General features: G+C 50.6%; 16 protein-coding genes. 5 read left to right on the top strand and 11 right to left on the bottom strand.

Annotation, left to right across the window (positions count from 1 at the left end):
• Positions 1 to 15: 15 nt before the first annotated feature.
• Positions 16 to 1,953 carry an alpha/beta hydrolase family protein gene (locus tag SG35_RS07105; protein WP_044835794.1) on the bottom strand — a complete coding sequence of 646 codons (1,938 nt, stop codon included), beginning with the start codon at positions 1,951 to 1,953 and terminating at the stop codon, positions 16 to 18.
• Between the two features lie 319 nt (positions 1,954 to 2,272).
• Here SG35_RS07105 and SG35_RS07110 point away from each other — a divergent pair, with 319 nt between their 5' ends.
• Complete coding sequence (locus SG35_RS07110; RefSeq protein WP_044835793.1) at positions 2,273 to 3,235, top strand: PstS family phosphate ABC transporter substrate-binding protein; 963 nt, start codon at positions 2,273 to 2,275, stop codon at positions 3,233 to 3,235.
• Positions 3,236 to 3,660: 425 nt separating this feature from the next.
• Here SG35_RS07110 and SG35_RS07115 read toward each other — a convergent pair whose 3' ends face one another.
• The 3 genes from SG35_RS07115 to ettA all read right to left on the bottom strand — a co-directional run bounded on the left by SG35_RS07115 (position 3,661) and on the right by ettA (position 6,464).
• A complete protein-coding gene (locus tag SG35_RS07115; RefSeq protein ID WP_044835792.1) occupies positions 3,661 to 4,158 on the bottom strand; it encodes a glycine cleavage system transcriptional repressor in 498 nt (165 codons plus the stop codon).
• A 116-nt stretch (positions 4,159 to 4,274) separates the two neighbouring features.
• Positions 4,275 to 4,649 carry a PilZ domain-containing protein gene (locus tag SG35_RS07120; protein ID WP_044835791.1) on the bottom strand — a complete coding sequence of 125 codons (375 nt, stop codon included), beginning with the start codon at positions 4,647 to 4,649 and terminating at the stop codon, positions 4,275 to 4,277.
• Positions 4,650 to 4,790: 141 nt separating this feature from the next.
• A complete protein-coding gene (gene ettA / locus SG35_RS07125; RefSeq protein ID WP_044835790.1) occupies positions 4,791 to 6,464 on the bottom strand; it encodes an energy-dependent translational throttle protein EttA in 1,674 nt (557 codons plus the stop codon).
• Positions 6,465 to 6,818: 354 nt separating this feature from the next.
• On the opposite strand from ettA, the gene SG35_RS07130 reads away from it, so the two are divergent.
• Both SG35_RS07130 and SG35_RS07135 read left to right on the top strand, forming a co-directional pair.
• Positions 6,819 to 7,526, top strand: a complete 708-nt coding sequence (locus SG35_RS07130; protein ID WP_044835789.1) for a hypothetical protein — start codon at positions 6,819 to 6,821, stop codon at positions 7,524 to 7,526.
• 213 nt (positions 7,527 to 7,739) lie between these two features.
• The gene (locus SG35_RS07135) at positions 7,740 to 9,593 is read left to right on the top strand and encodes a PKD domain-containing protein (protein ID WP_044835788.1); all 1,854 of its coding nucleotides are present in this window, start codon (positions 7,740 to 7,742) and stop codon (positions 9,591 to 9,593) included.
• 366 nt (positions 9,594 to 9,959) lie between these two features.
• Here the strand turns inward: SG35_RS07135 and SG35_RS07140 are convergent, their stop codons facing one another.
• A complete protein-coding gene (locus tag SG35_RS07140; RefSeq protein ID WP_044835989.1) occupies positions 9,960 to 10,382 on the bottom strand; it encodes a CBS domain-containing protein in 423 nt (140 codons plus the stop codon).
• A 271-nt stretch (positions 10,383 to 10,653) separates the two neighbouring features.
• On the opposite strand from SG35_RS07140, the gene SG35_RS07145 reads away from it, so the two are divergent.
• Positions 10,654 to 12,099, top strand: coding sequence for a coniferyl aldehyde dehydrogenase (locus SG35_RS07145; RefSeq protein WP_044835988.1), 1,446 nt, complete (start codon positions 10,654 to 10,656; stop codon positions 12,097 to 12,099).
• A 51-nt stretch (positions 12,100 to 12,150) separates the two neighbouring features.
• The gene (locus SG35_RS07150; protein ID WP_044835987.1) at positions 12,151 to 13,797 is read left to right on the top strand and encodes an AMP-binding protein; all 1,647 of its coding nucleotides are present in this window, start codon (positions 12,151 to 12,153) and stop codon (positions 13,795 to 13,797) included.
• A gap of 29 nt (positions 13,798 to 13,826) precedes the next feature.
• On the opposite strand, the gene SG35_RS07155 is transcribed toward SG35_RS07150, so the two are convergent.
• The 6 genes from SG35_RS07155 to SG35_RS07180 all read right to left on the bottom strand — a co-directional run bounded on the left by SG35_RS07155 (position 13,827) and on the right by SG35_RS07180 (position 24,692).
• Positions 13,827 to 15,152 carry a TolC family protein gene (locus tag SG35_RS07155; RefSeq protein ID WP_044835986.1) on the bottom strand — a complete coding sequence of 442 codons (1,326 nt, stop codon included), beginning with the start codon at positions 15,150 to 15,152 and terminating at the stop codon, positions 13,827 to 13,829.
• A gap of 14 nt (positions 15,153 to 15,166) precedes the next feature.
• Positions 15,167 to 15,967, bottom strand: coding sequence for an efflux RND transporter periplasmic adaptor subunit (locus tag SG35_RS07160; RefSeq protein ID WP_044835985.1), 801 nt, complete (start codon positions 15,965 to 15,967; stop codon positions 15,167 to 15,169).
• Positions 15,958 to 18,039, bottom strand: a complete 2,082-nt coding sequence (locus tag SG35_RS07165; protein ID WP_044835984.1) for an efflux RND transporter periplasmic adaptor subunit — start codon at positions 18,037 to 18,039, stop codon at positions 15,958 to 15,960. Before SG35_RS07165 ends, SG35_RS07160 begins: the two co-directional genes overlap by 10 nt.
• Before the next feature lie 4 nt (positions 18,040 to 18,043).
• On the bottom strand, positions 18,044 to 20,014 hold the full coding sequence (locus SG35_RS07170; RefSeq protein ID WP_044835983.1) for a GAF domain-containing protein: 1,971 nt from the start codon (positions 20,012 to 20,014) through the stop codon (positions 18,044 to 18,046).
• Between the two features lie 289 nt (positions 20,015 to 20,303).
• Positions 20,304 to 20,447 (bottom strand): hypothetical protein, encoded by a 144-nt coding sequence (locus SG35_RS07175; RefSeq protein WP_160298405.1) that lies wholly within the window; start codon positions 20,445 to 20,447, stop codon positions 20,304 to 20,306.
• 504 nt (positions 20,448 to 20,951) lie between these two features.
• Positions 20,952 to 24,692, bottom strand: coding sequence for a beta strand repeat-containing protein (locus SG35_RS07180; protein ID WP_274055365.1), 3,741 nt, complete (start codon positions 24,690 to 24,692; stop codon positions 20,952 to 20,954).
• Positions 24,693 to 24,802 lie beyond the last annotated feature (110 nt).

Genomic DNA, 24,802 nt, shown 5'->3' on the forward strand with positions numbered 1-24,802 from the left:
GGGCTGTAATTACCGTTACATCAGATGACTGTCTAAAAACTTCACCACTTTGTTCATATAGGCCTTTTGGTTTTCAGGATTAAAAAAGCCATGGCTTTCGTCGTCTACGACAAACCACTCATAACCTTTGTTTGCCTTGTCCAGGGCTGCTTTCAGGCGTTTGGCATGTTCAAACGGCGCCCGTTTATCTTTTTCACCGTGGGCCAGCAGCAGGGGAATATTGATTTTTTCCACATGATTTACCGGAGACATGCTTTTTAGTTGAGCTTTGTCTGTACCTAAAACCCGTTTCAAGAAACTTAGGCCGAAAGCTACTTCTTGTGTGTCTCCCTCTTCAAACATCAGTTCTAAGTCATAGATGCCGGCATTGGCGATGGCGCATTGATAGGTATCCGGAAATTTAACCGCACTTTGGATGGCAGAATAAGCGCCAAAACTTGTTCCCATGATGCAGGTATGGCTGGCTTTGGCTTTCTTTTGCTTGATCAGCCATTGGTAAGCATCGTGAATATCTTGCTGGATCCGGGTTCCCCAGGCCCGGTGACCGGCAACGGCAAAGTCACGGCCATAGCCGTCTGAACCACGGTAATTGACCTGCAAGACTGAATAACCGTTAAGGGCCAGGTATTGGACTTCAGAGGAAAAACTCCAATAGTCTCTTACACCGTGCGGACCGCCGTGCACTAACACCACCAGTGGAGCAATTTCGTTTTTATCCGTTGATTTGGCTGCGGTAAAGTAACCGTGGAGCAGTTGACCGTCGGAGGCTTCTAATTGGATAGGTTCTACCTGCGCCAACTCTGCGCTGTTGATATTTGGTTTAAACTTAAATAAAGCACTGATTTTGTTTTCTTTTTTGTCGAATAAATATAGGGTGCCGAGATCGACATCTGAACTAACCTGGACGATATAGATATTGCCGTCTTCGGTTTTACTGGTTATGTTTACCTTACTGTAAGGAAAGGTCGCTAACAGATTCTTAAACGTTTGTGCTTCCTCGGCTTTTTTATTTAAGATCAGGTAGCTGGGGTAATCTTCATCCACCCTTAGCGCATAGGCGGTACGGCCGTCCGTGGTCATTTCTACGTTGGTAATATCAACGACTTTATCGGTATAGACACTTTTGTAGGAGTAATCTTCCAGGTTGAGTTTAAAAACTCCGGTTAGATCTTGCCCTTTGTTATCTAAGGTATATAGATATTTGCCTGAGGCATCAACGGATAACAGGGAAACGGATTTGCCGACCAGGTCTTGTGGTGCCTGGATCCAGTCGCCGTCTCGACGCAAATACAACAGGCGGTGATCGTTTTTATCGGTACCGGTCAGGGCGCGCAGCTCACCCGAAGTATCTGTGATGAAGTGGGCGAATGGGATTGGGGAAGTGCCTAATTTTCTTGTTATCTTACCGTTGTAGACATTAAGTTTCATTACCGTCGGCAGTCGCTCGCCGGTATCACTCATAGGGGTTGAGCTGATTAAGATGTGTTTTTTATCTTCCTTTAAGCGGTCGATAATTTCTGCCCAGCCGCGGATGGCTTTTTTTTTCTTAATATGGCTGCCGGTTTGCATTTCACCAGCCTGGTAGCCGTAGATCAACTCCCCTCTTGAACCGTCATAATTGACGGCATAGAGTTCGCCGTATGTTATCGGCTCTTCAAGCCAGGGGTCCCGCTGATCTATGGTGATGACAACACGTTCGTTATTCACCCAGTAATAGCGGCCGATCTCTTTGCGTCCCTGAAACTTGGCGGAGCCGACAGGCTTCATGGTTTTGCTGTCGAAGAATATCAGGGCCCTTTTTCCCTGTGAAAGTACGGCAACGGCTAAGTATTTGCCGTCAGGGGAAATTTTCGCATTTTGATATTGGGCATGGTCGAATAAGTTTTGCCAGTCTTTCGCCTGTGCGTTTAGGGCAAAGCATAAAGTGAAGCAAAGGAGTATCTTGTTGAGCACTTTTTATTAAATCCTTGTGATTGAAGTCTAATACATTATGTTAACAAGAAATAAACACTAAGGGCAGCACAGCGCAGCGTTTTTTGCTGAAGGTTTATAGATACCGTGATTGTTGGTGTAGGCTTGCTCTGAGCATAACCCGGGGCTTTGATCATGATATTAACCTGTGTAGTGGCGGGGCCAGGCTTTTTACGTAAAAGTGACGGTAAGGAGAATAAAGTTTGTTGCTGTCATATAAGTGTCATATTGCGTCAATATAATTGTCATATTAGCTTCATATAGTAAGCAAAAAATTAATTGAGCTCTTTTGGAGAAAAAAATGGCTTTTAAACGTGTATTAGGTGTTCTTGGTCTGGCGGGTATGATGAGTTTTTCAACTTTAGCGGTTGATGACAGTTTGCCTCAGTATCAAAAAGTAAGCGGTGTTTCCGGTAATTTGTCTTCTGTTGGTTCAGATACCCTGGCCAATATGATGACCTTTTGGGCGGAAGAATTTAAGCGCACTTACCCTAACGTTAACGTGCAAATCCAGGCGGCAGGTTCTTCTACTGCGCCACCGGCTTTAACGGAAGCAACCTCGAATATCGGTCCTATGAGCCGTAAGATGAAATCCCGTGAAATTGAAGCTTTTGAAAAACGTTACGGCTATAAGCCTACCGCGGTACGGGTAGCCATTGATGCCTTGGCGGTATTTGTTCACAAAGATAACCCGATAAAAGGTTTACGTATCGATCAGGTGGATGCGATTTTTTCCAGCAACCGTAAATGCGGCGCCAATGAAAATGTCGACCGTTGGGGTGACTTAGGCTTAAACGGTGCCTGGACAGGTAAAGATGTACAGTTATACGGCCGTAATTCAGTATCCGGTACCTACGGTTACTTCAAAAAGAAAGCCCTGTGTAAAGGTGATTTCAAAAATACGGTAAATGAGCAGCCGGGTTCTGCTTCTGTAGTACAGTCGGTATCTGCTTCGTTAAACGGTATCGGTTATTCAGGTATCGGTTATAAAACTTCAGGTGTGCGTGCCCTGCCGTTATCGAAAAAAGATGACAACTATGTAGAAGCCAGCATGGACAATGCTGTCTCGGGTAAATATCCGTTATCCCGTTACTTGTACGTTTATGTTAACAAGCACCCGAACAAGCCGTTATCCCCGATGGAAGCCGAGTTCTTGAAAATGATCCTGTCAAAATCCGGTCAGAAAATTGTAGAGAAAGACGGTTATATTCCGCTGCCGGGTAAAGTGGTACAAAAAGAATTTAAAAAGCTGGGTCTGATTTAATCCGGTGAAAGCCTGATTCAGACAAGTGGAAACAAAAAAGCCTGGTAACCCAGGCTTTTTATATACAGGATGTATGGTCAATTTACTTGTTCCTGACGTAAATTAAGTACTTACATCCATGTAAGCAATGTCATGATCACATGGATGTGAAGGAATGACGTTACAGGATGTATGGTCAATTTACTTGTTCCTGACGTAAATTAAGTACTTACATCCATGCAAGCAATGCCATGATCACATGGATGTGAAGGGATGACGTTACAGGAAGTATGGTCAATTTACTTGTTCCTGACGTAAATTAAGTACTTACATCCATGCAAGCAATGCCATGATCACATGGATGTGAAGGAATGACGTTATAGCATGTATGCTCAGCTTACTTGTTCCCGACATAAACTAAGTACTTGCATTTATTTATTCGCATATCAGCGGGAAATATCCACCATCAAATCATCGGCAATATTTTCCAGAGCGCTGATCAGTTCATCAATTGAATCTTCATTGACGCTGATCCGGGTTTTGGCCTTAAACATGGTTTGGCCGCTATGGGCGGCGGGGCTTTGGCTGCTGACCAGTTTTAATAAATTGCCCCCCTGGCGATGAATCACCGAGGTGATTTCCTGAATAATACCTTCCCTGTCATTGGCGGTCAGCTCTAACACTATATCCGCTTGTTCAGGTGAAGCTACGGCATTACCGGTTTCAATCTGGGTCTTAAGCTCGGGAATATCGTTTAAGGCATTGATCAGTGCCTGGCTGTTTTCTTCGCTGACGGCGACTTCGAGTACGCCGGCAAAAAAACCGGACAGATGGTGCATGCTACTGGTTTGCCAGTTGCCCTGGTGGCGGTTGATGATGTTGGATAACTTGTCCACTAATCCCGGGCGGTCCGGGCCAATAAATGAAATGACTATGTAGTTCATGCTACATTCCTTTTGTTTGTTCGGTTATGAAAATATTGTTTTTAATCTCTGAAGATAATGGCAGCTTAGTTTTATGAGGGTTTTCCGGAAATGTTCACCGGGCTATCCAATTGTTGTTACTCGCTTTCTTCTGTGTAACGGCTGAGCTGGGAAAGCTCTTTATTCAGTTGGTCTTCATCTCCCAGGTTTAATTCCACCAGACGGCGCAAATGGGTAATGCTGTCAATATCTATGGCATTACATTGCAGCCCGGTTTCCTCATCATGCTGGTGGACAACGGCAATATGCATAGTTACTTCTGATTCCCCGTCTCCCAGGGTAAAACTTAAGGTACCTAACTTATTGACCAGAGAGTGCTCACACTCAGGGGTGGTAACCAGGGCCCCGTTAAGTGAGATGTCATGGATTGAAACGGGAAAGCTGTGATTCTCAACCGCTAATTCTGCCTTAATTGAAAATAATATCCGGGTAAACTGGCGTCGGTTTTCCATTGAAACTCGTTAAATTAATACTAGGTGTCTTTAGCATAGCTCTAGTTTAAAAAAAAGGCACCTAAATCTTTTCGATTCAGTGCCTTTATTGTTAATTTATTGTGATAAAACAAGCTATTCGCCGTTTACCCGAAAAGGAGATTAGCTGATTTTTTTATACTTGATCCTGTGGGGTTCAACCGCCGCCGGACCTAAGGTTTTCTTCAGCCATTCGTCGTACTCGGTAAAGTTACCTTCAAAGAAGTTTACCTGGCCTTCATCGCGGTAATCCAGGATATGGGTGGCGATACGGTCGAGGAACCAGCGGTCATGGGAGATAACCATAGCACAGCCGGCAAAGTCCAGTAACGCCTCTTCCAGGGCCCTGAGGGTTTCCACGTCCAGGTCATTGGTGGGCTCATCCAGCAGCAATAAGTTGCCGCCGGTTTTCACCAGTTTGGCCAGGTGCACCCGGTTGCGTTCACCGCCGGATAAGTCCTTGATGAATTTTTGCTGGTCATTGCCTTTAAAGTTAAAGCGGCTGACGTAGGCGCGGCTCGGGATCTGGTAATTGCCGATCTCGATAATATCATGGCCTTCGGAAATTTCCTGATAAACGGTTTTTGCGCCGTCCATATCGTCACGGAACTGGTCGACACTGGCCAGCTTAACGGTTTCCCCGAGATCAACTTGACCCGAGTCTGCCTGCTCGGTGCCGGAGAGCATTTTAAACAGGGTAGACTTACCGGCGCCGTTTGCTCCGATAATACCGACGATGGCGCCTTTAGGGATACTAAAGCTTAAGTCATCAATTAATACCCTGTCGCCGAACGACTTGGTCAGGTTGCTGACATCCAAGACCTTATCCCCCAAACGTGGTCCGGGTGGAATATAAAGCTCATTGGTTTCGTTACGTTTTTGCACTTCCTGGCTGTTAAGTTCTTCGAAGCGCGCCATACGTGCCTTACTTTTTGCCTGGCGTGCCTTGGGATTGGATCGTACCCATTCCAGCTCGTGCTTGATGGTTTTTTGCAGGGCGCTTTCTGCCTTGCTTTCCTGTTGCAGGCGCTGGTCTTTTTGTTCAAGCCAGGAAGAATAATTGCCTTCCCATGGAATACCATGGCCGCGGTCGAGTTCGAGGATCCAGCCGGCAACATTATCGAGGAAGTATCTGTCGTGGGTAATGGCAACCACAGTACCTGAATAATCATGTAAAAAGCGCTCTAACCAGGCAACTGACTCGGCATCCAAGTGGTTGGTGGGTTCGTCCAAAAGCAGCATATCCGGTTTTTGCAGCAACAAGCGGCAAAGGGCGACCCGGCGGCGTTCTCCACCGCTGAGGTTGGCAACTTTTTGCTCCCAGGCAGGCAGACGTAAGGCATCGGCAGCCCGCTCAAGGACATTGTCGATGTTGTGGCCGTCCTGGCTGTTGATGATGTCTTCAAGTTCTCCCTGCTCTTTGGCCAGGGCATCGAAGTCGGCGTCTTCCTCGGCATAAGCGGCATAGACTTCATCCAGGCGCTTAATGGCATTTTTCACTTGTGAGACCGCTTCTTCTACCACTTCGCGGACACTTTTTTCTTCATCAAGTTGCGGTTCCTGCGGCAGGTAACCTATGTTGGTACCGGCAAGGGCCTTGGCTTCGCCGTCAAACTCGGTATCAACCCCGGCCATAATGCGCAGCAGGGTAGATTTACCGGCGCCATTGAGACCTAACACGCCAATTTTAGCGCCGGGGAAAAAGGATAAGGAAATGTCTTTTAAGATGGTGCGTTTAGGAGGAACCACCTTGCTGACGCGATGCATCGAATAGATAAATTTGTCCGGCAATGCCATGAAGAAACCTTTTTATTTTAAGGGAAATTGTGTTGTCGATATTTTAAGTTAAAGGGGCAGGGCAAGCAAATGTGTTTACGATAACTTCACTTTTTTGTGACCGGGTAGAGTGAGTTAACGGATAAAACCAGTCTCGGGGAGGATTTGTTCCCCGAATAGAGATCAAGAGGCTAGCCTGCTTGTTGTTTTATCGATATTAAGCCTTTATATGCAGGCTCAGCGGTGGCGGTAAGACGTTGCTGGTGTTAACAGAAAATGTCGAGCGGGCTGTTAGTTCTGGTTCGCTACTTGCTAGGTTACATACTAATACTTGTATATTTCATTATTCGTCAATAATTTGTAACACGGATCGCTATGTTAACCAGCATTAATGCCTACACAACACAGACAGCCAATAACCGCCTGGATACCGTCAATAGTACAGCGGAAAGCACTGCTTCTGCCGGCACCGTCCGGGAGGAAAGTGCCGCAGCTGCGGGCAATAACCTGTTTTTGTCTTCCAAAGCCGAAAAAATTAATGCCATCAGTGCAGAGTTTTTTAAAAAGGGTCCTTTGACCTCGGTAGATGTGGATAAACTGGTGGAGCGGGCCTACGAATATGGCCTGATTTCAAAAGCCGAGTATGGGAACCTCGCCAAAACGGCGCAAGGTGAGCAGTCTCAGGAAGGTGAAACTCAAACCGTAACCGCTTCTTTGGCCGGATTTATCGAGGATTTTCAGCAACGCTTTAACAGTGTCGATGCCGATGAACAAAACGGGGAAAACTCCCGGACAGAGCCAACGGATACCGAAATAGAAATGAATAAGGCGCTTAGCTCTGCTCAGGCAATTCTTAGCGATGTTGAGCAGGCAAAAAAAGCGGACAACTTTCAACAATCCCTTAGTCATGCCATCGCCACTTTGACAGAAGTGGTCCAGTCAGAGTCTTTCAGCCAGTTACCTTTAGATGACCGGGTGGGCCTGAGTAAGAGTGTCCAGGCACTGGAGGTGGTGGATAAACTTACGCCACAAAAGCAAAGCAATAAGTTCATTAATCGTTATCTCGATATCTTTGCTAAATAGGCTTGGCTACCGGCGAAGCAGGCTGTAATCTTGTGTAATCTAAAAGTGCATCAATTGTTGCTAGAATGTAAAATCTGGCTTTGTTACAATTGCTGTGACTTTCACCCGATGTAGCTCCCTGAGAAATGTCGGGCTATTTTATTTGGTGATTTACCAGGTAATGCGGTTTGGTCGGAATGAATTAACCTACTTTTAGCACTTAAAAGGATTTTTATGAATAAAATAGTTTTTGCTTTCACCTCGGCAGTACTTTTGTTAAGTGGTTGCGGCGGCGGAGGCGGCGGCTCTGATAAGCCGGTGATCACCAACCATACCCCGGTAGCCCAAATCAGTCATAACATGGCTGATGTCAGTGTTGTGCCATTAGGAGCTGCTCTTAATTTCAGTGGCTCACAAAGCAGTGACAGTGACGGCGATAGTCTGCGTTATAGCTGGAGTTTAAGCGATGAAAATGGAGAACCCCTGGTTTTGGCGAATGCGGATCAGGTAGAAATTAGTTTTGTCGCGGTACAAACGGGGGAATTTCGCTTATCTCTGGTGGTGAATGACGGGCAAAAAGACAGTGCCACAAAAAGTATCCAATTTACTGTGCTTGACGATACTACGACACCGGATCAGGTGCCTGTGGCCAGTGCCGGGCGGGATCAAAATGTGCTGATTAATGCCAGCGTGCAGCTTGATGGCAGCCAAAGTCAGGATCCCGACGGCGGCGCCATCAGTTATTTATGGCAGTTTATCGAAAAACCTCAGGGCAGCGATGCCACTCTCGATGATGAAACTTTGGCGCAGCCCAGGTTCAGTGCAGATGTGATCGGTAATTACCGTCTCTCCCTTGTGGTCAATGACGGTGTTTTAACCAGTGAAGCGGATGAGGTGGTTATTAGCGTGGCCGCCAGTGAAGAAAACAGCAGGCCGGTTGCCAATGCCGGTGAAAACCAGCATGTCCTGGTCACCGGCATTGTGATACTCGACGGCAGTCTGAGTTCAGATGCCAATAATGATCAACTCACTTATCGCTGGGAAATGCTCACTAAGCCGGCAGACAGTTCCGCGACCCTGATGTCTGAAACCGACGTGCAAACAAGATTTACTGCCGATGTTGAAGGCACGTTTACATTTAGCCTGGAAGTATCCGATGGCGCCCTTACCAGTGAGGCGGATCAGGTAGTGATCACCGTCAGTACCGACAATATGGCACCTGTAGCGGACGCCGGAAATGACCAGGAGGTCGGGGTACATGAAAGCGTGAATTTAGATGCCGGTGGCAGTAGTGATCCCGAAGGTGGGCAGCTGCAATATAGCTGGGAATTTATCAGTAAACCGGAAGGCAGTAACAGCAATCTTGATAGTGACAATCAGGTTAACGTCAGTTTTATCCCCGACGTAGCCGGTGAATATGTATTGTCCCTGAAGGTTTTTGACGGCTATACCTTTTCTGAAGCCGATAATGTGGTGATCACGGCATCTGAAGCAAGCAGTTTATTAAACGGTATGGTTTATGGAAAACTGGTCAATTCTCAAAATGTTTCCCTGATTGGGCTTAACGTCAAAGTCAATGATATTGAGTTGACTACCAGCAACCAGGGAGAATTTTCCACCGAAATACAAGTGGCAGAAAATGAGACCATCACCATCACAGTCAGTGACGATACTGTTCCTACCGCTGTCTATACCAGTGACGGTATTGTTAAAAGCAATGCCCCGGGGAATTATGACTTTGCCTTGTTATTACCGGTGCAGAAGTTACCTGTGATGCAAACTGTGACCGGGTTGTTTTTTGACTGTAACGATTATCAGGGGCAGGGACCCGATAGCTTGAATGTTAATTTTGCCCTTGTTGAAGATGAATCAACCCTGTTTGCCATTGATTATCAGCAAGAGTACAGTCTGGAAGTAGGGGAAAACTTCAGTATTTCATTGCCGGCATACGGTGAATTTGCCGTCAGCACCGAAGGTTTTTGGCTGTCGAGTATCAATGAGCCCGAGTACAGCGCGGTGACCAGCTTAACCAACCTCTATACCGGCGATATTGGTATCACCTCGTTAAATGTCTGTTTGGCAGAATAAGCCGTGTTATTAAGTGGCATTGAGTAAAACAGGGCTCCCTTTGCGGAGCCTTTTTTTATTACAGGGAAGTATGTATCCGGCGCGCTCAGGATGAGCATTAGCGGGGTATTACAGGGAAGTATGTATTCGGCGCGCTCAGGATGAGCATTAGCGGGGTATTACAGGGAAGTATGTATCCGGCGCGCTCAGGATGAGCATTAGCGGGGTATTACAGGGAAGTATGTATCCGGCGCGCTCAGGATGAGCATAAGCCGGGCATTACAGGGAAGTGTGTCAGCCTGTTTTTCGGTAGAGAGCCCTCCAGATATAAGTTAAGTACTTACCTTCTGTAAGTAATCCGGTGTGCTCAAGATGCGTATGCTGGAATTACTCACTTCTTTTTTTATGCTGCAATGCCAGAATTTTGATGATATCCCGCCAGGTGATAATGCCGACCGGGCGGTAATGCTCATCTACCACCGGCAGGCAAGAGATATGATTGTCGTAGAAGAGTACAACCGCTTCATTTAACGGCAGGTTGGCGGCGCAGGTGATCAGGTCCCGGGTCATGATCAGGTGAATCTTTTTCTGCAAATATGCCGTGTCTTTGTGGGTTTCTTTATAGGTGCCTATGGCCGGACTTAAGTGTTTATAAAGATCCCTGTCGGTAAAGATGCCCACCAGCTCTTTGTTATCGGTGACCAATATATGATGGATTTGGTGTTGATCAAAAATAGCCTTGGCTTTGCCCAGATCATCGTCCATGGACAAGGTGATTAATTTGGTTGACATATAATCGGCAATGCTCATATTTGCTCCGTGATTTTTTAAATGTAAACACCTGTTTAAAAACTGTCGTCAACTTATTGATAATGTGCTTATATATACTCAAGCCAGTTTAGGCGCAATATTCCCGGGGCTGAATTTGTATCGGCACCTGTACTTTGAGCTAGTTGGCAATAACCAATAATAAATTAACATATACAAAGATGGTGCGGATGACAATGGAATTTTCCTGGTGCAGGAGTAGATATTTGTCATAAAAGCCATTTTCTAACAAGAAGTTAAGCAGGAAGTTTTTATGGCAAGTAATTCATATACCCAAGCGGACGACAGGGAACAAATCACCCTGGTGGATGACGTTTTTCAATTACAACAAGCGGCATTTAAACAGCAGCCTTATTTAGCAGCCAGTGACCGTATTCATGATTTACAGCAGCTGAAGAAAGCCCTGCTTGGTCATCAACAGGAGCTGGTGCAGGCCTTGTCTGAAGATTTTGGCTGCCGCAGCTTAGACGACAGTAAAATGGCGGACCTGATGCCAACCGTGATGGGCATCAATTATGCGATAAAACGCCTGAAAAAATGGATGAAACCGTCAAAACGCCATGTCGGTGTATTATTCCAGCCGGCAAGCGGTTATGTGATGTATCAGCCGTTAGGAGTGATCGGTATTATTACCCCGTGGAATTATCCGCTGTTTTTGTCTTTAGGGCCGTTAACCACGGCGCTGGCGGCGGGTAACCGCGCCTTGATCAAAATGTCAGAATTTACCCCGAAAACCAATGCCGTGCTGGCGAAAATGTTGGGCAGTATTTTTTCACAGGACAAGGTGGCGATTATCGCCGGCGGCCCGGATGTGGCGGCGCATTTTTCCCGTCAGCCGTTTGACCACTTGCTGTTTACCGGCTCAACCCGGGTCGGTAAAATGGTGATGGCGGCGGCAGCTGCTAATTTAACCCCGGTAACCTTAGAGCTGGGGGGGAAATCCCCCACCATTATCGATGACACCATTGCCATAAAAGATGCGGTTTCGCGGCTGATTTTAGGGAAAACCCTCAATGCCGGGCAAACCTGTGTCGCCCCGGATTATATTTTATGTCCCAAGGGACGTGTTGAAGAGCTTAAGCAGGCTTTCGCCGACTGGTTCAGTAAAATGTACCCGGATATTGCCAACAACAAAGACTACACCAGCATTATCAATGAGGCGCAGTTTGAGCGGTTAACGGCCTGGCTCGAAGATGCCAGAGAAAAAGGTGCCGAAATCACCGAGCTTGGCGATGACAGCGGCGCTGCCTGCAGGGAGCAAAGGAAAATTCCCCTGACCTTAGTGTCAAAAGTCAGTGATGACATGACCCTGATGCAGGAAGAAATTTTTGGTCCGCTGTTGCCGATAGTTAGTTATGACTCGCTCGATGATGCCATCGCTTATGTCAACGACAGGCCCAGACCGCTGGCGTTATACCTGTGCAGTTTTGATGATCAGGTTCAGCAAAAAGTGTTGCAACAAACCCATGCCGGCGGTGTGTGCCTTAATGAATCGGCGATGCAGGTGGCGCAGGACGATATGCCCTTTGGCGGCATAGGGCCTTCCGGTATGGGGCATTATCATGGCCATGAAGGTTTTTTGACCTTATCAAAAGCAAAATCTGTGCTGAAAAAAGGCAAACGCAACAGCTCCAGTCTGGCCTTTCCCCCTTATGGCAAACTGGTGCATAAACTAATTTATAAACTCTTTTTACGCTAATGGTGTAGCGCACATTAGCTACGGATATAAAAATAACGACAAGGATTTGATATGAGTAATAACAGCAGTACAGGGGTAGAGTTAAACGGCCTTGGCAGCGTATTTGACCTGGTGCAACAGGCCATGACCAGGTTCGCCGACAAACCGGCGTTTAGCTGTTTGGGACAAACCCTGAGCTTTAAGGAAGTCGAGCAGCAATCACGGGCACTGGCCAGTTATCTGCAACATCATACCAAGCTGGTGCCGGGTGATCGTATTGCCATACAGTTGCCCAATATCATCCAGTTTCCGATTGCCGCCTATGCCGCCATGTCTGCGGGCTTAGTGATCGTTAATACCAACCCTTTATACACCACCCGGGAGATGGCACACCAGTTCAGGGATGCCGGGGTTAAAGGCATTATCGCCTATGGGGATGTGGTGCCAAAGCTTGCGGAAATATTAGCAGATACTGAGCTTGAAACCCTGATCGTCACCAAAGCCGATGATTTACTGACCGGCGAGCAGGATATTACTAATTTGCTCAGCCGGGAGCTGTTGGATAACTTGCCGTCGACTGTCTTGCTCAGCAGTTTTAACGGCGCCCTTGCTAAGGGGAAAGCACAAGCGCCCCGGACGGTGCAGCCGGAAAGCCTGGAAACACTCGCTCTGTTGCAATACACGGGCGGTACCACAGGACTGTCAAAGGGCGCCATGCTTAGCCATGGCAACCTGGCGGCGAATGTCCAGCAGACCCATGAAAGGTTTGCGCCGGTATTACAACCGGGAGAAGACATCTATATTTGTCCCTTACCCCTGTATCATATTTATGCCTTTATGGTGAACCTGTTATTGGCGGCGTCTCAGGGGGCCCATAACGTGCTGATCGCCAATCCCAGGGATCTTGATGCATTTGTCAATGAAATCAAACCCTACGCTTTTACCAGCTTTACCGGCATCAATACCTTGTTTGTCGGCTTATGTCACCATGACGGCTTTAAACAACTGGACTTTTCCCGGTTAAAACTGACCATATCCGGCGGCAGCGCCCTGACCCAAAATGCCGCCAACTTATGGCACCAGCTCACCGGCTGTACCATCTCCGAAGGTTATGGCTTATCGGAAACCTCGCCGGTCTTGTGCTTTAATACCCCGGGTAAAGAAAAACTCGGCACCATAGGCTGGCCGTTAATCGCTACCGAGATAGAGATCTGGGATGAAGACAACCGGGCTTTAGCCATAGGTGAAACCGGGGAAATTGTCGCCCGGGGACCGCAGGTGATGTCAGGCTACTGGCAGCAGGCCCGGGCCAGTGAACAGGCATTGGTCAAGGGTTTCTTTAAAACCGGCGATATCGGCTTTATCCATGAGGATGGCCGGGTACAAATCGTTGACCGCAAAAAAGACATGATTTTGGTGTCCGGCTTTAATGTTTACCCCAATGAAATTGAAGAAGTGCTGGCGCTGCACCCGAAAATTTTGGAGTCGGCGGTGGTGGGCCATGCCGATGAAAACTCGGGGGAAAAAGTCTGTGCTTATATCGTGCTGGAAGAAAATGATTCGCAATCCCCAGACTTTGCCGAATACCTGATCGCCGAGCAAATCACTGCCTATTGCCGCAGTCAACTCAGCGCCTATAAGGTGCCCAAAGAATATCACTTTGTTGAGGAGTTGCCCAAATCCACGGTAGGTAAGGTCTTGCGCCGGGAATTGCGCTAAAGCGATAGCTCTATAGCCAGGCCGGCTTTTTAAGGTTGCAGCTGGCCCTGGGCATTGACCGGTACCCCGATAACATAATCGAGTTCGGCCTTGGCGGTTAAAAACTGTCCCAGCGCCTGGATATGGTTGCTCCGGGTTTGGGTGAGCAGATCCTGGGCGTCGAGCACGTCATTGGAGCTGCCCAGTTGCTCCTTGTAGCGTATCTGGCTGACGCGGAAATTTTCTTTGGCCAGTGCCAGCGATTGTTGCAAGACCTTAAGGTTATTGTCTGCCTCCTGTAACTTCAGCCACACGGCGTGGACATCCGCCTGGAATTGGTTTTTCTGTTGCCGCAGATCTAAAGATAACCGGCGCAGGTTGTAGTCTACGGCGGCAACCTGCTGTGAAGTTTTACCCCATTGCCAGAAATTCCACTGCAGCGATAAAGTCACCTGGGTTTCGGTGACGGAATTATCAAAACTTGAGTTAAAGGCGCTGGAACCCCGCTGCAGATTGAGATCCAGGCTGGGTTTCATATCGGCTTTGGCGATATTACGATCTTGTCGGGCAATATCAATATCAAGCTGTGTCTGTTTCAGTTCGGCCCTATGGCCCAAGGTATAATTGACGGCATCCTGATAGCGCCATTTTACCGGGCTGTAGTCAAGCTGCCCCCGGGTATCAAAGGCAAAGGTGATTTCGCGGTCCATCAAAATATTCAACTGACGTTTGGCATCGAGGACGTTATTTTTACTGACCAGCAGTTCCTGCAGGCCGCTGGAGACCCTGACCTTGGCCTGCAATACATCATTACTCCAGATCAGGGCATTGGCGTACATATGCTCGGCATTAGCCTGGTGTTGTTTGAGGCGTTCAAGGGATTCCTGTGATTCGGCCACCAGCAGCTGGGCGGTTAATAACTGATACCAGGCGCTTTTGAGATCAAATAACAGTTGCTCCCGGGTGCGCGCCAGGTTGAGGCGGGCGTCTAACTGATCCAGGGCGGACTTTTTATAGTTAGCCACAAGTGCGGGGCGATACAGGGGTTGCGACAAGGTTAACCGGGCGGAGTACAAGGTATCGTCAGGCGTATCGGCGGCATCTCCCTGGAGCACTTTTTCCCCGCTACTGCTTGCTGAAAAGTTGGGCAGGAGTTGGCGAAAGGCGGCTTTTTCGCTGGCATCTTTAGCATAGGTATTTTCCTGCTGCCCCAATAATATCGGGTTTTGCTTAAATGCCAGTTCGGTAATTTGCTCAAAGCTGAGTTTGGCGCTGCCCTGGGCCATAGAGCTGAGGCCGGCGCTGAACAGCAGCAGTGCCGGCTTAATGAGGCGCTTAACTGGCTTAAGTAAATCTATGGAACCGGCTATCGTCATCTGTTGTTTCCCCGTTATTGCTGCGGCAACCAGTTTTCTAATTCGACATAGCGGCCTGATAAGATTTGGTTATTGTCTGCTTGCACAGACCAGATGATGCGCCGTAAACCGCTGGCGGGATCGATATGGGGAAAGATCTGTTTTAATTGCACCTTGCCCACCACTTGCTGATTGATGGTAATCGCGGTTTCCTGTCCCGGGTTCAGGTATTGAATAAAATCAGGGGGCACATCAATGGACAGCACTAACTGGTTTAATGTGGCATACTCCATAATCGGGGTGCCGGACTTGACCCATTCGTTAATGCTGGCATCCTGTGTGACTATGGTACCGTCGAAGGGGGCGTAAATCACGCAGTTGGCCAGGGCGATTTTTGATAACGCCAGCTGTGCCCGGGCGGCCTGCTCCTTGGATTTTGCCATCTCAATTTCAAAGTCGGCTTCTACCAGGGCGATATCCGAGAGGATATTTTCTTTGACCAGTCGCGCAGTTTTACTGCGTTTATGCTCGGCTGCTTTCAGGGCAGAAGATGCCGACTGCATCAGGGCCTGGTTTTTGTGCATATCCGCCCTGGCCTTGTTATCATCTATGCGCGCCAGTATCTCCCCCTTGGCTGCCGACTTGCCGTTGCCCAGCATTTCCAGCAATAGTCCTCCCTGTGAAAAGGCTATTTTGACCTGTTCACCCGGCAGCACTACGCCGCGTAAATGTATGCTGGGATCGATTTTCCCGGCGGCATCAGCCGCCATTGCCGGCAATAGATACATCAAGCCGGATAGCAGGAAATAAGCTGAAATAAGCCTTTTTATAACCATAAGTCTGCCCGCAATATTTTTCTGATTTCATGGAAAATATGCCGCCAAAGCGGCTGGTGCTCGCCAAAGATCAGGGCATCACCCGATAGCCCCAGCGGCGCCGGATGGACATTTTCTGTCGGTAATAGCTGCATCCTGACCTTGAAACTTTGTTCGACATCTTCCAGGGTGGCCACTGGCGAGATAGTGGTAATTTTCCCCTGGTAGATCTCGGCCGGGCTGCCGGTCAGTTTTATCCGTCCGACATTGCCGGTTTGCAGCAGGTAAACATCGCGCTGGTCAACGATGACATCGATATAGCGCTCTGTGGCGTCCACCAGGGTCAGTATTTCGCCGTTTTGCTCGAAGAAACGTCCCTGCAGCGCCTGCGGCGGCATGCCTTCCACCTGCCAGTGGCCGGGAGGAGGGTAGATATCCAGTTGCCTGAGCTGATGGTCCACCTGGGCGAGTTTGTCCTGGATCAGTGCCAGCTGTATCAGTAGCTGGCGGTTTTTGGCCTGCTCTTTTTCCGACAGGGCTATGGTTTGCTGTAACCTCAGCGCCGCCTGCTCCGCCAAATAGGCTTCCCGGGTCAGGTTGAGCTCGGGAGAAGACAGGGATAAAAGTAAAGGGGTTGGCATTGTCGCCAGCTGCCTTTGCTGATCATAACCGACATAGGTCACAAAAGCGTTTTGCGGGGCATAAAGTGTCACCCGGGTGCTTTCTATGATGCCATGTGAGCGGATACGCATCTGGGGTTGCCAGAAAATCAGTACCAGTAATATCAGCAACAGGCCGCCAAGGGTGCGCTTTTGCCGCTTGCTGGAACTCCAGAAAAAAGTTTTATGCCAGTGCACTAAGGTCTCCCCCCAGCTGCCGGTGAGTTTTTTCATCAACAGGTAAAACAGATAGATAAAGCCGAGATTGGCAAAAAAGCCGAACTCCCTGGAAACCAAACCATAACCTATGATGCCAATAGCACTGAGAATGATGGTCATATACAGGGCGACCAGGCCGCCATAGATCAGATAAATGCGTTTTTCCCGCGGCGAAGGACTCAGTGGCGGCTCGGTATCGAGCCGCAGTATATGGCGCTTAATGGACCAGGAAAACCAGGCGGTGGAATTTTGCCGCAGGTTTTCCATTTCCAGCATATCGGTGAGGATATAGTAACCGTCGAACTTGAGCAGCGGATTGAGGTTAATAAAAAGCGAACTGGCGGTGCTGATGGTCATCAGGACAAAAGCAACAAAACCCAGGGGATTGGAGATATCGATTAACAGCCATAGCAGGGCCGCCAGTGCCGCCAGCAAGAGTTCGACCCAGACACCGGCCAGGGCGACATAAATTTTATGGCGTTTATGCTCAAACAGCCAGGCATCATTGACATTACAGTACAGACAGGGCTGGAATGCCAAAAACAAAAAGCCCATATCGTGCACGTCGCCGCCGAAATGCTTGCAGGTGAGGCCATGGCCGCATTCATGCAGGGCGATGGCCCCCAGGGCAATAAACCAGATGGCGAGCAGGCCGCCGAGGTTGCCCTGGTTGCTGAGGTAAATACGGTTGAAGTCCTGTAAAAATCGCTCTCCCTGAAACAGGACTAAAACAAAGGCGACGGCCACTAAGCTGATTTGCCAGCGTACCGCCGTCGGTGTCCATAAAAAACGGATGCGGTCGATAATGCGGTCAAAAAAAGCATTGGGGTCGACCAGGTGAAAACGCAGGAACAGCAAACTGCCTTTGGCCTGCAAGATCTTTTTCCGCCGCTCTTCCCGGTTCCTTTCCAGCAAAGCGGCGGTTTCTTCCTGGCGGCTGCGTTTGAGTAAATGTAAGTCTTTGCAGGAGTCGTATATGTCCTGCAGGGCTTCGAGGTCAAATTCATATTGCTGCGACTGCTGGTTAAAGGTTTCCACCAGCTGCTCCAGGGTTTTCTTATTATCAAACAGGATCAGCATCTGGTACTGGGCCTGATCGAAATGATAATACTCCTGTTTATCCGGTTCTTTGATGACGTAGGTGGTTTTTCCCCGCTGCACCAGTTCACGGATCTTTAAATCGAGTCTCAGCGGTGGCGGAACTATGGCTTCCATGGGGTTACCAGCCGAAATTAAAGGCAAAGAAATTGCTGATCCTGCGCCATATCTTGACCAGGGCCGAGGTTTTCGGGGTGGTGATAATGGCCTGTCCGGTCATGCCGGGGCGCAGCTGATAGGGGGCATGGGCGATTTCCACTTCGGCAATAAAGCCGGTATTGGTTTCTTCGCTTTCGAGTTCGGAAGAAGACTCGAGTACGGTATTGGGGGTTTCATAGGCCTGGCCGATATGGCGGACAATGCCGGTAAAGTACTCTCCCGGCTGGGAGCGCATAACGCCTTTGACCCTTTGGCCGACTTCGATGTCGGTTAAATCGGTTTCCGGGATATGGACGATCACCAGCAGGTTTTCGGGGTTGACGAAACGCATGATTTCTTCCCCTAAGGCAAAATAGCGTCCGGTTAATTCCTGGGGCCTGGGGGTTAAAACGATACCGTCTATGGGGGCGCGGATATTGACCTGCTCCAAATCGTACCTGGCTTTGACCACCTGGGCGTTTGCCGCCGCCCGCTCGATCGCGGATTTGCTCATTAAGGCGGCATCCGACTCCGCCCGGGCTTCAATGATTTGCCGGTCTAAAATCGCCAGTTTTGCCTCGGCTTCTACCAGGGTGAGCCTGGGCAGGGCGGGGTCGAGTTTGGCAATAATATCTCCCGACTTCACCGTTTGTCCTTCTTTCACCATGATGTTTTCCACCCGCCCGGCCACAGGTAAAAAGGCGCCGACACCGAGCCTGGCTTCGACTATGGTCTGGCCGGAAACAAAGCGGAAAAAAGGCGCGTAATGCAGCACTTCAAGCAATAATATCGAGGCTAAGATCAGGGTCAGGGATTTTTTCTTGCCGGTGGCGAGCATTTTTTGCCCTTTTTGGCCGATATTGCTTAAGGTGGCGCTAAAGGGGATGCTTTTAAATAAACTGGCATTGCGCAGGGCGACCGTGGCCTGGGTAGCGAGAATATGCAATAAATCGGTTTTGCCCTGGCCGGCAAAATGGGACTTATCGCTTTCAAACCAGAGCACCCCCAAAACCCCTTCATCGTCTTCGAGCGGCACCGCCCAAAAGGCATTTAATTCATGTTTTTCCAGGTAGTTGAGCCAGGCGTTAGCACCGCCTTTGAGGGTTTTTTTATAGCTGAGGCGGTCGGCAACATAAGAGCTGCGCCCTAAGGTTCTGATTTGCTCCATCAGCGCCAGTTGCTCTTGCTGTTTGTCCTGTTTGATGTCTATGGCCTCGCCGCCGGATAACACCCTGAGTTTGAGCACCTTGCGGTTTTCATCCCATAAGGCAATGGCGCCGCCGGTGATTTCTACCAGTTCATTGGTTTTATTGACGACATAATCGAGTACCTGTTCTATGTCCAAGGTAGCGACCACTTCCTTGGAAATGGTCATCAGGATATTCATTTCCTTGACCAGGCTTTCTACTTCCAGCAGGCGGGCGTTTCTCATCGACAGCGAGGCGGCAACCGCCAGCTCTTTTACCAGCTCGCAGTCTTCTTCATCAAACCTGTGGTTAACGCCGCTTCTTTTGTTGATCACCTGGATGGCGCCGTAAGACTCGTTACTGACGGTCAGGGGCACACAAATCATCGAATGGGTGATAAAGCCGGTATTTTTATCGACTTCGGCATTAAAGCGGGGATCTTTGCCGCAATCCATGATCAGCTCAGGTTGCTGGTTTTCGACCACGGCGCCGACCACGCCGACACCAAAAGGTAAACGCAGGCCGATCACCCGGTTTTTGGCGGTGCCTTTGGCCAGGTGGCAGACATTCTGGTTTTTTGTTTTATCCACTAACCACAAAGAGCCGGACTCTGCGTCCAGGGCTTCTAATACCCGGTCAAACACGATCGCTACCAGCTGTTTCACCCCTTTTACATTACTGATAAATTCCTGTAAAAGCTGGCGTGAAATCGTCAAGCGCTTGATGGTTTTTTCCAGTTGGCGTATTTGTTGTTGTTGAGCGTCCAAAATTGCTTTGCCCTGCCGCTTAAGGCATTAAAAGTGAAGACTAATTTGTTCCGATGTCTTTAAGAATAGATGATATTTACTATTAAAAATTAACTAATGACCTACTTGATAACAAAACTCACAAAAAGCTGAGAATAAGACTGGTAATAAAGCCGTTAGTAAGACTAGTTATAAGACCTGTAGCTCAATCAATAGTCAAATGAAAGAAAGACTTACCGGAACAAGTACTGTTCCGGTAAGTTTGAAGTTTATCGGGGCGGCGGCTATTTATCCGCCACCCGGTTGGCGGTTAAGGCCGGGGGCGGTTAGTGACCTGTTTGGCCTTGATCTGATGTATATTGGCGGTAATTTGTGCCTGTCTTGCTTTAGAGCGAGCCATGGCCGCGCTTGCCGCTGTTTTTACTTCATTCAGTTTGTTTTGTGGAATAGTCATATCCATTCTCCTTGGGTATTTAAGTAAAACTCGTGGTAAACAACATTTCATTTATCTTCTGCATAAAAAACGTTGCATAAAACATTAAGTTTATTGTGTAAAGCTCGGTTAAAGTTTTGCCCCTGCGCTAAATCCTGTGTTCAATAAAGCGCAGGAGCCTCGTTATTACGTCCACTGCTCGGTTGTACCATCGGCATAGGTCACGCTGCCGCTGCCGTCAGGGTTATACTGCCAGCCATTTGAGCCCGTAGGCTTCCTGAGAAGAGGCATAGAGTCCATTACGTCCATTGCTCGGTTGTACCGTCGGCATAGGTCACGCTGCCGCTGCCGTCAGGGTTATACTGCCAGCCGTTTGAGCCCGTTGGCTTCCTGAGAAGAGGCATAGAGTCCATTACGTCCACTGCTCGGTAGTGCCGTCGGCATAGGTCACGCTGCCGCTGCCGTCAGGGTTATACTGCCAGCCGCTTGAGCCCGTAGGCTTCCTGAGAAGAGGCATAGAGTCCATTACGTCCACTGCTCGGTAGTGCCGTCGGCATAGGTCACGCTGCCGCTGCCGTCAGGGTTATACTGCCAGGTTGTGCCGTCTGCTTCGGTATGGCTGGAAGTACCGTCGCTTGACCAGGTACCACTACTGCCATCGGCATTGGTATAACTGCCGGAGCCATCGCTATTCCAGGTGCTGGTATTGCCCATACCGTCATCCCAGCTGCCATTGCCCTGGCCGTCCCAGGTTTCCACCGAGCCGTCGGCAAAAGTAACAGAGCCGGAGCCATCGGCATTCCAGCTTTCCACCGTGCCGTCGGGATGGGTGGCGGTGCCCGAGCCGTCTTCGTTATAGGTATACTGGGTACCGTCATCGCCGGTGACATCACCTGTACCGCCATCGCCGAGATCGTTACCCGCGGCATCGGTATAGGTGATATTGCCCTGAGCATCCCAGGTTTCCGTGGTGCCGTCGGCCGAGGTATAGCTGCCGGAGCCGTCGCTGTTATAGGTACCGCTGCTGCCGTCGCTATTGGTCCAGCTGCTGGAGCCGTCGCTGTTGTAGGTACCGCTGCTGCCATCTGAGCTGGTCCAGCTACCGCTGCCATCGCTATTCCAGGTACTGGTATTGCCCATGCCGTCATCCCAGCTGCCGCTGCCATCACTGCCCCAGCTGCTGGAGGAGCCGTCGGCATAGGTTTCGCTGCCGGAGCCATCTGCATTGTAGGTGCCACTGCTGCCGTCGCTGCTGGTCCAGCTGCTGGAGCCGTCACTATTATAGGTATTACTGCTGCCATCGGCCCCGGTATAGGTGGAGCTGCCGTCGGCGGACCAGCTGCCGCTGCTGCCGTCGCTACTGGTCCAGCTGCCAGAGCCGTCGCTGCTCCAGGAATTGGTATTGCCCATACCGTCATCCCAGCTGCCGCCGCCCTGGCCATCCCAGGTTTCCACAGAGCCGTCGGCATAAGCGACAGAGCCTGAGCCGTCCACGTTCCAGCTTTCCACCGTGCCGTCAGGGTGGGTAGCGGTGCCTGAGCCGTCTTCGTTATAGGTATACTGGGTACCGTCATCGCCGATAACATCCCCGCTGCCGCCGTCGCCGAGATCGTTACCCGCGGCATCGGTATAGGTGATATTGCCCTGGGCATCCCAGGTTTCCGTGGTGCCGTCGGCTGAGGTATAGCTGCCGGAGCCGTCGGCGTTATAGGTGCCGCTGCTGCCGTCACTATTGGTCCAGCTGCTGGAGCCGTCGCTGTTATAAGTGCCGCTGCTGCCGTCACTGCTGGTCCAGCTGCCGGAGCCGTCGCTATGCCAGGTGCTGGAGTTGCCCATACCGTCATCCCAGCTGCCGCTGCCATCGGGGGCCCAGCTGCTGGATGAGCCGTCGGCATAGGTTTCGCTGCCTGAGCCATCGGCATTGTAGGTACCTGAATTCCCCTGGCCGTCCCCCCAGCTGCCGCTGCCATCGGCATTATAGGTGCTGTAGGAACCGTCGGCCCCGGTGTAGGTGGAGCTGCCGTCTGAGCTCCAGGAGCCGCTGCTGCCGTCTGAGCCGGTAAAGCTGCCGCTGCCGTCGCTATGCCAGGTACTGGAGTTGCCCATACCGTCATCCCAGCTGACGCCGCCCTGGCCATCCCAGGTTTCCATCGAGCCGTCGCTAAAGGCTATCGAACCTGAGCCGTCCGCGTTCCAGGTTTCCACCGTGCCGTCAGGGTGAACTGCGCTGCCGGAGCCGTCTTCATTATAGGTATAGGTGGTGCCGTCATCGCCGGTTACCACCCCGGCGGTTTCATCATAAGTACTGGTATCGCCGTTGACGTCATAATAAGTGACATTGCCCTGGGCATCCCATACTTCACTGCTGCCGTCGGCTGCGGTATAGCTGCCGGAGCCGTCGGCATTATAGGTGCCGCTGCTGCCGTCAGCATTGGTCCAACTGCTGGAGCCGTCTGAGTTATAGGTGCCGTTTGAGCCGTCACTGCTGGTCCAGCTGCCGCTGCCGTCGCTATTCCAGGTACTGGAATTGCCCATGCCGTCATCCCAATGGCCGCTGCCGTCGCTGTTCCAGCTGCTGGAAGAGCCATCGGCATAGGTTTCGCTGCCTGAGCCATCGGCGGCCCAGGTGCCTGAGTTGCCCTGGCCGTCCCCCCAGCTGCCGGAGCCATCGCTATTGTAGGTATTGTAGGAGCCGTCGGCGGCATAATAACTGGAGCTGCCGTCGGCCGACCAGGTGCCGCTTGAGCCGTCACTGCCGGTATAGCTGCCGCTGCCATCGGCATTCCAGGTACTGGAATTGCCCTGGCCGTCATCCCAGCTGCCGCCGCCCTGGCCATCCCAGGTTTCCACCGAGCCATCGCTAAAGGCGATCGAACCTGAGCCGTCGCTGTTCCAGGTTTCTACCGTGCCGTCGGGATGGGTGGCGGTGCCTGAGCCGTCTTCGTTATAGGTATAGGTAGTGCCGTCATCTGAGGTAACCTCTCCCATGCCACCATCGCCGAGATCGTTACCGGCGGCGTCGGTATAGGTGATATTCCCTTGGGCATCCCAGCTTTCCGTGGTGCCGTCGGCTGAGGTATAGCTGCCGGAGCCGTCGCTGTTATAGCTGCCGCTGCTGCCGTCAGAGTTGGTCCAGCTGGAGGAGCCGTCGCTGTTATAGGTGCCGCTTGAGCCGTCGCTGCTGGTCCAGCTGCCGGAGCCGTCACTGTTCCAGGTGCTGGAGTTGCCCATACCGTCATCCCAGCTGCCGCTGCCGTCGGGGGCCCAGCTGCTGGAAGAGCCGTCGGCATAGGTTTCGCTGCCTGAACCATCGGCATTGTAGGTGCCCGAGTTGCCCTGGCCGTCGCCCCAGCTGCCGGAGCCATCGGTATTGGTTGTGCTGTAGGAGCCGTCAGCCCCCTGGTAAGTGGAACTGCCATCGCTACTGTAGCTGCCGCTTGAGCCGTCGCTGCTGGTCCAGCTACTGGAGCCGTCGCTGCTCCAGGTACTGGAGTTGCCCTGGCCGTCATCCCAGCTGCCGCCTCCCTGGCCATCCCAGGTTTCCATAGAGCCATCGGCATAAGCAATAGAGCCGGAGCCGTCACTGCTCCAGGTCTCAACCGTGCCGTCCGGGGAGACCGCAGAGCCGGAGCCGTCGCTGTCATAATTATATTCGGTGCCGTCATCGCCGGTGACCACACCCGTACCGCCGTCGCCCATATCATTGCCTGCGGCATCGGTATAGGTGATATTGCCCTGGGCATCCCAGGTTTCGGTGACGCCGTCGGCGGAAGTATAACTGCCGGAGCCGTCGGGGTTATAGCTGCCGCTGCTGCCGTCGCTATTGGTCCAGCTGCTTGAGCCGTCAGAGTTATAGCTGCCGCTGCTGCCATCGCTGCTTTGCCAGGTGCCGGAGCCGTCGGCATTCCAGCTGCTGGAATTGCCCATGCCGTCGTCCCAGCTGCCGCTGCCGTCGGCCTCCCAGGTTTCGACACTGCCGTCGGGATAAACGGCTGAGCCGCTGCCGTCGCCGTTGTCGGTATAAACCGTTTCCTGCTCGCCGGTCATGTCACCCGGGGGAGGGGCATCGTCTGCAGGGGGGGCATCTGAGGTGGTGTCTGCCGCTGGCGGCTGGTCTGTTGTCGTGCCGGTATCGTCGGTCGTGGTATCTGCGCCTAAATCTCCTACCAGACCGCCTATGCCACCCGGGGCTATGCGGTCTTCGAGTTTAGAGACCTGGGACTCGACCTTGGTTTTCAGTTTTTTAGAGGGAATTTTCTTTGCCATGTTTCCATTTCCTATGAAAAATTGTAGCCCCGGCCGGGTAAAACATGTGCTGAACTTACCTGTTATTCATATCGGCCAAAGCGTTAAAATTAAACAAGTTTTCAGTTAGT

Source organism: Thalassomonas actiniarum, assembly GCF_000948975.2.
Classification (GTDB): Bacteria; Pseudomonadota; Gammaproteobacteria; order Enterobacterales; family Alteromonadaceae; genus Thalassomonas; species Thalassomonas actiniarum.

Coding starts and splice junctions, on each gene's coding strand:
- SG35_RS07120 (WP_044835791.1), bottom strand. CDS start 4,649: ATGGAAAACCGACGCCAGTTTACCCGGATATTATTTTCAATTAAGGCA.
- SG35_RS07155 (WP_044835986.1), bottom strand. CDS start 15,152: ATGACGATAGCCGGTTCCATAGATTTACTTAAGCCAGTTAAGCGCCTC.
- SG35_RS07160 (WP_044835985.1), bottom strand. CDS start 15,967: ATGGTTATAAAAAGGCTTATTTCAGCTTATTTCCTGCTATCCGGCTTG.
- SG35_RS07175 (WP_160298405.1), bottom strand. CDS start 20,447: ATGACTATTCCACAAAACAAACTGAATGAAGTAAAAACAGCGGCAAGC.
- SG35_RS07115 (WP_044835792.1), bottom strand. CDS start 4,158: ATGAACTACATAGTCATTTCATTTATTGGCCCGGACCGCCCGGGATTA.
- SG35_RS07165 (WP_044835984.1), bottom strand. CDS start 18,039: ATGGAAGCCATAGTTCCGCCACCGCTGAGACTCGATTTAAAGATCCGT.
- SG35_RS07140 (WP_044835989.1), bottom strand. CDS start 10,382: ATGAGCATTGCCGATTATATGTCAACCAAATTAATCACCTTGTCCATG.
- ettA (WP_044835790.1), bottom strand. CDS start 6,464: ATGGCATTGCCGGACAAATTTATCTATTCGATGCATCGCGTCAGCAAG.
- SG35_RS07150 (WP_044835987.1), top strand. CDS start 12,151: ATGAGTAATAACAGCAGTACAGGGGTAGAGTTAAACGGCCTTGGCAGC.
- SG35_RS07180 (WP_274055365.1), bottom strand. CDS start 24,692: ATGGCAAAGAAAATTCCCTCTAAAAAACTGAAAACCAAGGTCGAGTCC.
- SG35_RS07145 (WP_044835988.1), top strand. CDS start 10,654: ATGGCAAGTAATTCATATACCCAAGCGGACGACAGGGAACAAATCACC.
- SG35_RS07110 (WP_044835793.1), top strand. CDS start 2,273: ATGGCTTTTAAACGTGTATTAGGTGTTCTTGGTCTGGCGGGTATGATG.
- SG35_RS07135 (WP_044835788.1), top strand. CDS start 7,740: ATGAATAAAATAGTTTTTGCTTTCACCTCGGCAGTACTTTTGTTAAGT.
- SG35_RS07130 (WP_044835789.1), top strand. CDS start 6,819: ATGTTAACCAGCATTAATGCCTACACAACACAGACAGCCAATAACCGC.